This window comes from Candidatus Cryosericum terrychapinii (assembly GCF_003570925.1).
In the GTDB taxonomy this organism is placed as follows: Bacteria; Caldisericota; Caldisericia; order Cryosericales; family Cryosericaceae; genus Cryosericum; species Cryosericum terrychapinii.
The window spans coordinates 1-10,683 of the sequence record NZ_QXIS01000007.1 but is presented as its reverse complement, the minus strand read 5'-3'; the positions used below and the strand labels follow the sequence as shown (position 1 = coordinate 10,683).

Below are 10,683 nucleotides of genomic sequence, written 5' to 3'. Positions count from 1 at the left end.
GTCTCCAGTGGCCACAGCTCGCGAACCACCGGCCTGCCCAGATACGCGGCGTGGCGGCACAGCCAGGTCGGCGAGGTCGCTATCGCAATGTCCAGCGGAGGGGCGTTCTGCAATGCATCGACAAACACCGGGCTGCTGCGCGCAACCATCGCTCCCTGGTACTCCTCCAGGTTGTAGTGATGGTTGGTCGCTGATCCCATGAGAGCGCTGAAGTTACTGATACCCTTGAAAATGAGGCCGACGGGCGCAGGAACGCCGTGATATGGCTGAGTCGTATCCTGCACGTAGTGCATCGCCCGCGCAAGGTAGCGGAAGGTCCAGTACAGGTCGCCCTTCTCCCTTGCCTTGCCTGCCAGGTCAAAGAAGTACTGCGCACGTGTTGGTGCAACGCCAAAGCGCAGCCAGCCCAGGCCGTAATACTGGTGCCGCCATCCCTGGGAACCGCCCGTCAACACTTGGAGCGGGCTAAGCTGGAGGTCCTGGTCCATCTTCCAGTCGGGCTCATCTGCATAGTTGGTCAGGATAGCGGCGGCGCTGGTTACCGTGCCCGGCTTGCCCTCGATGTATTGCAGGACAAAGTTGGGTCCGACTATGGCTGTATCCACGCCTTCGTAGGTCCACGGCGTGACGGTAATGCTGTCATACGCCTTCAGCCACTCCTGATCACTGATAATAAGCTTCGTACAGGCACCGTGGCTGTTCCAGGCATCCACCGGACTGACCAGGCAGAACAGCGCAAGGGCGACGACAAGTGCAACACACAGCAGTTTTCGATTCCTCTTCATGGTTCCCCCTTTGTCGAGTACTTCTATCACTCGCGTATTTGTGCAGACCTGCTACGGCCGTGCGTCCGACGTCAGGACGGCGACCATGCAGTCGAGCCCGGCCACCATCGTCTCCAACGACATGGAGGGGGTCCCCGGTTTACCCGCCACCTGCTCGGGCAGGAACGGCATGTGGACGAATCCGGCCTGCGTATCCAGATTGTGTGTGACAATGTGGTGCAAGACGCCATAGAACAGATGGTTGCAGACGAACAAGCCCGCCGTGTTGCTGACGGCAGCTGGCAGCCCGGCGCTGCGAAGCCGCGCAACGATCTGCTTCACGGGTAGCGTGGTCAGGTATGCGGTCGGGCCTTGCGAAACGATGGGTGCGTCCTCACGAAGGATACCGGCATTGTCGGGAGTTTGCGCATCGTCGCAGTTGACCGCGACACGCTCGATGCTCAGCTCGGCTCGCCCTCCCGCCTGACCGACCATGAGGACGGTGGACGGGCGAAGCCGGTCGATCGCCTCTGTCACCGTCCCAATACTGTCTGCATAGGTTGTCGGCACCAGCAGGCGTTCGATGCGGACATCACCCATATCGCCGTTCAGCCGCCTGACTGCTTCCCATGACGGGTTGATGGCTTCGCCGCCAAAGGGTTCGAATCCGGTCACGAGTATCGTCATCATGCGTTCCTCCCCAGATGGAGACAGTATAGTCGGACGTGGCTTCCGACCAAACGTCCTTGACATGAACCTGAGCATCGGTACGACGGCATGAGGCCGGCAAACGAGATGGCCCAATCTGGAGGAAATGACGACGATGTATCGGCCTACCGTAGCAGAGATCGATCTGGCAGCAATCCGCGATAACCTGCGGGCCATCCGGGCGTGCACGCCACGCAAGACACAGGTCATCGGTGTCGTGAAGGCTGACGCATATGGACACGGTGCGACGACGGCAATGTACGGAGCGGCGGCGGAAACACGCACCGTGCGCCTGCATTAAAGCGTCGACACCGGCATGGGGCGTGCGGGCGTCCTAGCAGACAATGCGACAAAGCAGATCCTGTGCAGCGCTGCGGTCCCAGGCGTCAGTATTGTCGGTCTCTATTCACACTTCGCGTGCGCCGAATCCGACCCGGAGTTCACGGCGCTGCAGGCAGCACGGTTTGCGGCGGTCGTGCGTGAGGTGCGCGCGGGCGGTCTCCAGCCGGCAATGGTGCACCTGACCAATTCAGCCGGCATGTTTACGTCTCCCGACGCCATGCTGGACGGGGTGCGCCCCGGCATCCTGCTGTACGGCTGTCCGCCAGTCTCTGCCCCGACCTGCCTCGTACGGCCGGTACTCTCGTTGCGGACAGAGGTGGAAATGGTGAAGGAACTGCCGGCAGGCCACGGCATCGGTTATGGGAGAACGTTCATCACCGACCGGCCGACCCGCATGGCTCTTATCCCCATCGGGTATGCCGACGGCTATCTGCGTGGACTGTCCAACAAGGCGCATGCCATCCTCCGGGGACGGTTCGCGCCCATCGTGGGTCGTATCAGTATGGATGTCTGCGCCCTCGATGTGACAGATATCCCCACCGCAGTGCCCGGCGACGGCGTGACCCTGATTGGTGAGCAGGACGGTTGTTCGATCACCGCCCAAGAACTCGCGGAACTCATGGAGACCATCTCCTACGAGGTCTTGACTGGAATCTCGAAGCGCGTGCCACGCGTCTACATGGACCGGCATACCTGAAGTTCCACGCCAGGACATGACAAAACCCCCACTCAAAGGTGGGGGTTTTGTCATCGTACCAGGACTACCGTGTCATGGCGGCCCGCGATGCGCCACCTGGAAGTTGCCCAGGAAGCATACCGCGATACTCACGGCGTTGAGCCGCGCATTACCACAGTTGAATGCGACCATGCCAAGCGGTTGTCCAGCAAGGACGACGCCGGTGGGCCCGATGCCGAAATGGTAGTCGCAGATGTAGCCGGCGACGATTTTCGCCCAGTGCCTCTGGTGATTGCGTTCGATCGCGGCCCACAGCGCAGCGCCCTCGGGATCTCCGCTCCTGAGGGTCGCATCGGTCGCGCCGTGGTGCAGGACTATTTGGGTGAGGAGCCGCATCAGGGCGTAACTGCCGAACCATTGATGCGCAAAGCGGTCTCGATGACGTCGGCCAGCCGATCCAAGCTTGCCTGCATCTGGTCCAGCTTTCCTCCGAATACCGTCAGCAGGTACACGGAGACGGCGATTGGGAAACCGATGTTGCTGATCAACTTGACAAGCTCGTCCATGTCGTGCCTCCTTGGCAGGGGGCTGCCCTGCTCTCCTGTTATGGAGAGACACGTATGGCGGACGCGCTTGTGGCGTCTCCCTGACGGGAGAAACGGGGTCAGACGAGCTTCAGGGCGTGGAAAAGAAGGGCATACAGAACGGCGAAGATCAGGCCGGGAAGGAGGTTGGCCAGTTTGATCTTCTTCAGACCCAGAAGGTTGATGCTGATGGCGATGACCATGAGGCCGCCCGTGGCCGTCAGCTCGCCCAGGATGTAGGGCTGCATCAGGAACCCCAGCACCGAACCCAGCACGGTCAGACTTCCCTGGATAATGAATACGGGGATGGCGCTGAACACCACGCCGCTGCCCAGCGCTGCAGCGAGCGATATGCTGATGACCAGGTCGAGGATGGACTTCGTGTAGATGAGCGTACCGTTACCCGTCATCCCCTCCTGGATGGAACCAATGATGGTCATGGGGCCGATGCAGTAGATGAGGGAAGCAGTGACAAGCCCCTCTGCCCACCGGCTTCCGGACGCGACATGGAGTCGCTTCTGGAAACGCTCGGCCGCTGCGTTGATCCGGTCTTCGAGCCGCAGGAGCTCTCCCACGACGACACCACTCACGATAGCCATGACCATGATGACGGCATTGCCCGTCTTGAGAGCCATGCCGATCCCGATGGAAAGCGTCGCCAGCCCATTCGCGATGAAGATGGCAGTGCGGGTGTCCTCCTTGAGAAACTTGCCAACGAACATGCCGAGCAGGCTGCCAATCACGACTGCGACCGCGTTGACCGTCGCGCTCAGAGGGAACCTGAGCACAAAACCCGCTGCCGCCCCCAAAGGGGCGGCAACCAACGTAGTAATTGCCCAGAGAATACTCATGAACAGACGATGTTCCTAGTCCTTGAGCCCCATGACCTCGTACATCGAGACATATGCCTCAGGGTCGCCGAGTTCCTCGATGGCAGCGATGACGGCGTTCTTTGTGTTCGCAGGCAGCGCGCGGAATGCATCCGTGTCGGTGAGCTCGACGCCGGCGATGGAAACGGATACCGTACCGATATAGTCGTCGTCCATCAGTTCATTGGCCAAAACACGAGCCTGGTCCTCGGCTGGCATGAACAGGGCCTGGCCAAGATAGATGACCTCGGACTCCTCGCCCTCGTCGTCACTCTCATCGTCCTCGTCCTCGCCATGTGCGGCGTCACCTTCATTGTGGCAGCAGCAGGAGTCGCCCTCGGTGTGCTCGAGGCCTTCCTTGCAGCAATCGCCACCACCGCAGGAGCACTCTTCGCTGTCCTCTCCCATCTCGTCAGCCCACGGATGGAACCCCGAGATACGAACGGTGACGCTGTCGACGTCACGCTCCACGACGACGTGAGACTGGTCCTCGTCAAGGTGGTAGTGCCATTTCTTGAGGATTTCTTCGCCTTGCTCAATGCTTTCGATATTGTTGATAGCCACCTGGATCAGCATGAGAAACCTCCAATGAAATCGTATGGAGTTCATTGTACACGTGTTTGTCTGAGGCGCAAAAGCCTGTACACTTTTATTATGAAGAGTGGATTCGTATCGATTTTTGGCAAGCCCAGCGTTGGGAAGTCGTCGCTGATGAACACCATCCTTGGTACCAAACTATCCATCGTGTCGCCCAAACAGCAGACCACGTGGTACAACATTCTTGGCATCCTCAACAAGAAGGACGCTCAGGTCTGTTTCGTCGATACGCCCGGATATCACAAGGTGAGCAAGAGCAAGCTCAACAAGTACCTTGTGGAGACGGCGCTGCAGTCGCTGGAGGACATCGAGGTCGTCTACTTTGTCATCGACCAGTCAGCCTATCCCGACGCCGAGTACGAGGAGATGATCCCCATCGTCACCAAGCTCGGCAAACCGATCTTCCTCGTCGTCAACAAGCTGGATCTGGACACGGCCAAGCGCCATGACATGGTGGCTGCTCCCTTCGTGGAGAAGCTCCATCCGACGGCTGTCTTCCACGTTTCGGCAGCGACCGGCGCAGGCGTCTCGCCACTGGTGAAGGCGACCATCGACGCAATGCCCGTCGGTGAGCCCTATTTCGACGATAAGACCCTGACGTCGCACCCCATCGAACTCATCGTTGCTGACACCGTGCGCGAACAGCTGTTCAGTCGCCTGCAGGACGAGCTCCCCTATTCGACGGCAGTCGTCACGGACGACATCACGGAGTCCGCCAAGGGTATCCGCGCCATGGTCAGCGTGTACGTCGCCAAGGACTCTCAGAAGGGCATGATCATTGGCAAGGGCGGTGAACTCATCGCGACCATCAAGGATGTCGCCCGCAAGAACCTCGTCCATTTCCTGGGCGAGCGGGTCGAGCTCGACGTTCGCGTCAAGGTCGAGAAAAACTGGAACCGCAAGCTGGTGACCATGAAGCACTTCGGACTGGCGGTCAGCAAGAAGTAGCCTGTCCATTCTCAATCGAACACACAAGCGCCGGGCTCACGCCCGGCGCTTTTTCATACACCGGTTGTTGAGGGCTCGTCCCCTCAGCAGAAGATGTGAGAAACGAACCGTCTACGACGGGCCGGGGCTGGCCGCGATAGCCTCACCTTCAATAAGGTCCGCAGGCTCCATGACAATGGTCCCTCCGGTCACGTATTTGACTGTTCCCTTGCGCGCGACCAGTTCCTTGAGTTCCCAGGGGAAGTTGAGTTCGATGGCGCTGACGCCCCGGAGGAAATCTGAACGCATGCTGAACCGGACTTTGTCGCCCAGACGCTGCATGCGCACGGAAAGTTCGCCGAACGTAGACTGCAGGCCGTGGACATCGATACCATCGCCAGCAAACAGTTCGGGCGTCGGCACCGGGATGATGCTCAGATAGGTGCCGCGTTCGACGAAGATGAGGCTGGTCAGCAGCTCGATGGCGAGCGCCGTGGCAACGGCACTGTGCCGTGGACCAACGAGAGCTCTCCTGGTGTGCAGGTCGATGTAGTCGGGGAGGGCATCGGACACCCCAAGTTGCTCGAGGGCCTCCTGGAATAGACCGTACGCTCCACTCTCACGGCGCAAGACCAAAGCTTTGGCACACAGCAGTGACAGGCGGATGTCGCCGAGCGAGCCGAGGCAGCGGTTTGCTATGAAGCCGTCGCGCAGCCAGTGCTCGGTGATCCAGCTCATACTACCGGTCAGGGTGACGTCTTCCATGCCGTGCGCGCCGAACAGAGCGTAGGCGGCGACCGGCGCTATGTCGGCAAACGTCGGCTTGCCAAGGTCAGTATGGCTGCCAGCCGCATCCACCTGCTTGAGCAACCGCAGCTGAAGGTCGTCACACAGTCTGAGCCGCAGGTCGTCCTTCTCGGAAAGCATGCCCTGATAGCTCTCGATAGCCTTGCCCAGCACCAGATGCAGCATGGGACCGGAACGCCGCAATGGTCCCAGCAAGCTGATGGCGACAGGCTCCACTGCCGTCTGTGACTGGCTGAGCCAGGTGACGAACTGGTCCGCGACGGGGAACAGCTGTCTGCGGAGCTGCACCTGGCGCGCCACCTTCAGATGCCAACCAAGAGCGATGACAAGGCTTGCATACGCAAACAACGCATCCGCCGACAGCGCGGGCCCTGCGGGCAACTGCGCCGCATAGGAACGCAAGAGGCCGGAAGCCGTGTCGACCTCTCCCACACGGTCATATGCCTCGACGAGCGCCGGCAAGGCAACAGCATCTACCCCGTCGTCAAACGCCGAGGCAGCAGCAGCCTCAAGAGATGACAGGTGAAGCAGCTGGTTGGCGGCAAAACGGTTAAGGCGCTCGTCGCCCGTGCGATATCCTACGTGCTTTTCCTGCGTCACGACGAGCCGGTGCTCCTGCTCGAGGATCCCGGCGCTCTGTCCAAGGAGGAGTGTGAGTTCCTCGTGGTTGTAGGTGCGGTCTCTATCAACGAAGAAGAAGAACGTGACCTCGGCGTCACCTCCAGGCTCGAGTTGGTGATCAAACGCAAGCCGCATCTGCATGAGCCCCATCGGTGAGACGATTTCGCCATCGGCATCGACATCAACCATGCTGCCAGTCCGAGGATCGTAGACGGTGACCCTGGTCCTGCTCGGTCGTTCACAGGCGAAAGCAACGCGCTGTCCGTTGAGGATGATGAGGTTCTCACGGGAGAAACTGAACCGTTCCAGATTCGTGATGCCTACCTCGTCGAACGGCTTGATGAGGAGGACGAGGGTTACGGCGTGAAACTGGTCGCTGGTATTGCGCAGCCGAAATGTGACTTGAACGAAGGGCAGGTCCATCAGTCCATGAGGAAACGCACTCCTGGTCACGGTGAGTTCGGGTGCCGTCATGACGATGCGGTGGATGCCGTCTTCGAAGGAAGCTGTCGTCGCCCTTGGGTCATACGCTGCGGAGGAGCAGACTTCACGTCCTTCCACCTGCGCCATGTAGTCGATGGTGGCAGGCACCAGCGTCAGGATGAGCGTGCCGCATTCATCCGCCCGCACGCCCTCTGGATGACGGGGCAAGCCCAGATGCGTCAGGCGCTCACCGGTCAGATTGTCCCAGGACGGGATACTCCCAAGCTCGCCGGCCAGTTGTACCTGAAGGAAGCGCGGCAGCTCCTCGGGCTTGAACAGCTCCGAGGCCGTCTGTGTCAGTACCGTCCGCAGGTGCGCCTCGGATTCTGTGCGCACCTGTCCCGCACCGCCGATGACCTGTAACCGGTCCAACACGTCGCCCGCAGCCTGGCTGAGGGTGACAGTACGGACCCGCTTCTTACCCCTCATGTGCAAGCATGGCCTTCACAAACGCCACGAACAGGGGACCCGGCTGGAGTGGCTTGGACGAAAGCTCTGGGTGGAACTGGACGCCGACGAAGAACGGATGATTCTCGAGTTCGAGGGACTCGACGAGGTCCTCCTCCGGGTAGACAGCAGCGACGCGCATGCCATGTTCTTCGAAGGCCGTACGGTAGTCGTTGTTGAACTCATAGCGATGACGATGGCGTTCGGAGAGCGTGGATGCCCCATAGGCCTCTTGCACCCTGCTCCCCGGTGTGATGGTATTCTCGTAGACACCGAGCCGCATGGTCCCACCCAGCTTCTGCACGCCCTTCTGCGACGGCATGAGGTAGATGATGAGGTCCTTGGACTCTGGCTTGAACTCCTGGGAGTTCGCGTCCGCAATGCTGAGCACGTTCCGTGCAAACTCGATGCTGGCGACCTGCATGCCCAGGCAAATGCCCAGGTAGGGCAGATTGTGGGTACGTGCGTATCCCGCGGCCAGGATCATGCCTTCGATACCGCGTTTCCCGAAGCCCCCCGGGACCAGGATGCCGTCATACTTGCCCGCGTCCAGCAGGCGTACCCCCTGCTTCTCGACGTCTTCGCTGTCAACCAGATCGATGTGTAGGTCACACCCGGTCGCCCATGCACCATGGTGAAGCGCTTCGCGGAGGGAAAGATAGGCATCATTCAGCTGAACGTACTTGCCGACGATGGCCAGCCTGCGCGGCGTCTTCGCCTGGTCGATGGTCCACGTGAACCGCACCCAGGGTGTCTCGGTCTCGGCCGTGCGGGGCGCCATGCCGAACGAAGACAGGACGAGGTGGCCGACACGCTGTTCCTGCAGGTAGTTTGGGACCTTGTACACCGAGGTCAGGTTGGGCAGCGAGATGACGTGATCAGCGGGGACACCACAGAAAAGGGCCACCTTGCGCTTCTGGTCGGCTGGCAGTTCCTTCACCCCACGGGCCACGACCAGCGTAGGCTGGATGCCGATCTTGCGCAGTTCGCCGACGCTGTGCTGGGTGGGCTTGGTCTTGAGTTCGTCTGTGGTCTCCAGATAGGGGACGTACGTCAGATGAGCGAAGATGGAGTTGGCAGGATCCTCGGCCCAGAACTCGCGGATGGCTTCAAGGAACGGCAGGCCTTCGATATCACCGACCGTGCCGCCAACCTCGACGATCACGAAGTCGGCCTTCGACGCCTCGGCAACCTTTGTGACACGGCTGCGGATCTCCCCGGTGAGGTGTGGGATGATCTGTACCGTGTGCCCCATGTACTCTCCCTTGCGCTCTTTCTCGATGACGGACAGGTAGACCTGCCCGCTGGTGATATTATTTATGCGGTGCAGGTTCTGGTTGAGGAAGCGTTCGTAGTGTCCCAGGTCCAGGTCCGTCTCCGCCCCGTCCTCAGTCACAAAGACCTCACCGTGCTCAAACGGGTTCTGCACACCTGCATCGACGTTGAGATATGGGTCCATCTTGAGAATGGTCACGGAGAAGCCCTCATCGAGGAGGATGCGTCCCAGGGAGGCAGAGAAGATGCCCTTGCCCAACGACGACATGACGCCACCGGTAACAAAGATGAATTTGCTCATGCTGCCTCCGTGATTGACTGGGGTATGGAACTGCGCGCCATGGTCACGGGCACGCCGTATGTACGCGACAACCCCCGCGCCAGCCCCTCAGCCAGCGCGAGCTCAGGACCGTCTCACTTGCCATGCCTGTTCCTTGTTGGACGTGCATCGCGGATGTACGCAATGAATGCATGGACTGCCTGGATATCCTGAGAGCTGAGGTCTCCCTGGTGACGCAGAGCCAGCTCGAGTTCATCGCCGGGAGCAGAAAGCGTCTCGTCGCGCACCATGTCTGCGACCTCGAGGCCGAATGCGGCGGCGATCTTGGTCATGGTGACCAGTGTGGGCGACGTAGGGTTGGCGAGGATCTGAGAGATCCTCCCCGAGGAGATGCCGGCAGCGGCAGCCAACTTGCGCTGGCTCCAGTGGCTCCTTGACAGCAGTACCTCGACGTTCTCTTTGAACCCCATGGTTGCTCCTTATTCATTGTATATGGAAACCGCCGGCCGCCAACCGCGCCGGCCGGCGGTGAATGCTGCTGGTCTGCTCCAGACGGTGCTATTTCTGAACGGAGAGCACCCTCAGGACTTCACGCATGAAGTCTGGCAAGTCCGCCGGCGAGCGGGACGTAACGAGGTTACCATCCACGACAACCGACTGGTCGATCCAGATTGCCCCGGCGTTCGACATGTCGTCCCTGATGGTGCTGGTACTGGTGAGTGTGCGCCCTTTGACGATCCCTGCACTAATGCCCACCCACCCGGCGTGACAGATCATCGCCACCAGCTTGCCATTGTCGTTCATCTCCTCAACCAGCGAAAGCATGGCCCTCGACCGACGGAGGTAGTCCGGCGCATATCCGCCGGGCACAACCACACCCTCAAACTCTCCCGGAGTGACGTCCGCAATGAGCATGTCCGGCGTGAAGGGCACACCGAATTTGCCCTTGTAGACACGTTTTTCTGTTGCAACGCTGACCGATTCGAACCCGGCTTCCTTGAGACGAAAGTAGGGATAGATGAATTCATGCTCGTGCACCAGCTCGTCCAGCAGAACAGCAATCTTCTTTGCCATATAGGCCTCCCTTTGCATGCTCGACTTCTGTTCATATTCTAGCCAAGTGGAAGCATAATGAAATGAAGACGTTCAATGCTGGTCAGCTCACATCCGTGGGCCTTCTGAGTCGATTCACGGTGAAGACCGCGCCGTACGGGTCTTTGCTGCTATACTGAAATAATGAAACAACTCGGCGTGGACATAGTGGCCGTGGCGCGTATCCAGGCTCTGGGAGAACGGTATGGAG

13 protein-coding genes are annotated in these 10,683 nt (G+C 60.0%); 3 read left to right on the top strand and 10 right to left on the bottom strand.

Features of this window, described 5'->3' with window-relative positions:
* On the bottom strand, nucleotides 1-785 hold a 785-nt coding region (locus SMC7_RS01630; RefSeq protein ID WP_165845044.1), incomplete at its 3' end, for a hypothetical protein.
* Nucleotides 786-836: 51 nt separating this feature from the next.
* Nucleotides 837-1,454, bottom strand: a complete 618-nt coding sequence (gene pcp / locus SMC7_RS01625; protein WP_119088642.1) for a pyroglutamyl-peptidase I — start codon at nucleotides 1,452-1,454, stop codon at nucleotides 837-839.
* Between the two features lie 124 nt (nucleotides 1,455-1,578).
* Between pcp and SMC7_RS01620 the strand changes: the two genes are divergently transcribed.
* Entirely contained in the window at nucleotides 1,579-1,773 is a 195-nt protein-coding gene (locus SMC7_RS01620; protein ID WP_119088641.1) for an alanine racemase, read from the top strand.
* A 15-nt stretch (nucleotides 1,774-1,788) separates the two neighbouring features.
* Nucleotides 1,789-2,511, top strand: coding sequence for an alanine racemase (gene alr / locus SMC7_RS01615; RefSeq protein WP_119088640.1), 723 nt, complete (start codon nucleotides 1,789-1,791; stop codon nucleotides 2,509-2,511).
* Between the two features lie 72 nt (nucleotides 2,512-2,583).
* On the opposite strand, the gene SMC7_RS01610 is transcribed toward alr, so the two are convergent.
* The 4 genes from SMC7_RS01610 to SMC7_RS07325 form a co-directional block, all read right to left on the bottom strand.
* Complete coding sequence (locus SMC7_RS01610; RefSeq protein ID WP_119088639.1) at nucleotides 2,584-2,886, bottom strand: N-acetylmuramoyl-L-alanine amidase; 303 nt, start codon at nucleotides 2,884-2,886, stop codon at nucleotides 2,584-2,586.
* Nucleotides 2,886-3,056 (bottom strand): YvrJ family protein, encoded by a 171-nt coding sequence (locus SMC7_RS01605; protein ID WP_119088638.1) that lies wholly within the window; start codon nucleotides 3,054-3,056, stop codon nucleotides 2,886-2,888. The genes SMC7_RS01610 and SMC7_RS01605 overlap by 1 nt, the downstream gene beginning before the upstream one ends.
* A 98-nt stretch (nucleotides 3,057-3,154) precedes the next feature.
* A complete protein-coding gene (locus tag SMC7_RS01600) occupies nucleotides 3,155-3,925 on the bottom strand; it encodes a DUF554 domain-containing protein (RefSeq protein ID WP_119088637.1) in 771 nt (256 codons plus the stop codon).
* A 15-nt stretch (nucleotides 3,926-3,940) separates the two neighbouring features.
* Nucleotides 3,941-4,519 carry a hypothetical protein gene (locus SMC7_RS07325; RefSeq protein ID WP_165845043.1) on the bottom strand — a complete coding sequence of 193 codons (579 nt, stop codon included), beginning with the start codon at nucleotides 4,517-4,519 and terminating at the stop codon, nucleotides 3,941-3,943.
* 12 nt (nucleotides 4,520-4,531) lie between these two features.
* Here SMC7_RS07325 and era point away from each other — a divergent pair, with 12 nt between their 5' ends.
* Nucleotides 4,532-5,488, top strand: coding sequence for a GTPase Era (era, locus tag SMC7_RS07320; RefSeq protein WP_320409453.1), 957 nt, complete (start codon nucleotides 4,532-4,534; stop codon nucleotides 5,486-5,488).
* 111 nt (nucleotides 5,489-5,599) lie between these two features.
* Here the strand turns inward: era and SMC7_RS01590 are convergent, their stop codons facing one another.
* From SMC7_RS01590 to SMC7_RS01575, 4 genes are all read right to left on the bottom strand, one after another.
* Entirely contained in the window at nucleotides 5,600-7,807 is a 2,208-nt protein-coding gene (locus SMC7_RS01590) for a hypothetical protein (protein ID WP_119088635.1), read from the bottom strand.
* On the bottom strand, nucleotides 7,797-9,401 hold the full coding sequence (locus tag SMC7_RS01585; protein ID WP_119088634.1) for a CTP synthase: 1,605 nt from the start codon (nucleotides 9,399-9,401) through the stop codon (nucleotides 7,797-7,799). Before SMC7_RS01585 ends, SMC7_RS01590 begins: the two co-directional genes overlap by 11 nt.
* Before the next feature lie 113 nt (nucleotides 9,402-9,514).
* Nucleotides 9,515-9,850 carry a helix-turn-helix transcriptional regulator gene (locus SMC7_RS01580; protein WP_119088633.1) on the bottom strand — a complete coding sequence of 112 codons (336 nt, stop codon included), beginning with the start codon at nucleotides 9,848-9,850 and terminating at the stop codon, nucleotides 9,515-9,517.
* A gap of 88 nt (nucleotides 9,851-9,938) precedes the next feature.
* Nucleotides 9,939-10,454 (bottom strand): type 1 glutamine amidotransferase domain-containing protein, encoded by a 516-nt coding sequence (locus SMC7_RS01575; RefSeq protein WP_119088632.1) that lies wholly within the window; start codon nucleotides 10,452-10,454, stop codon nucleotides 9,939-9,941.
* Between the last annotated feature and the right edge of the window lie 229 nt (nucleotides 10,455-10,683).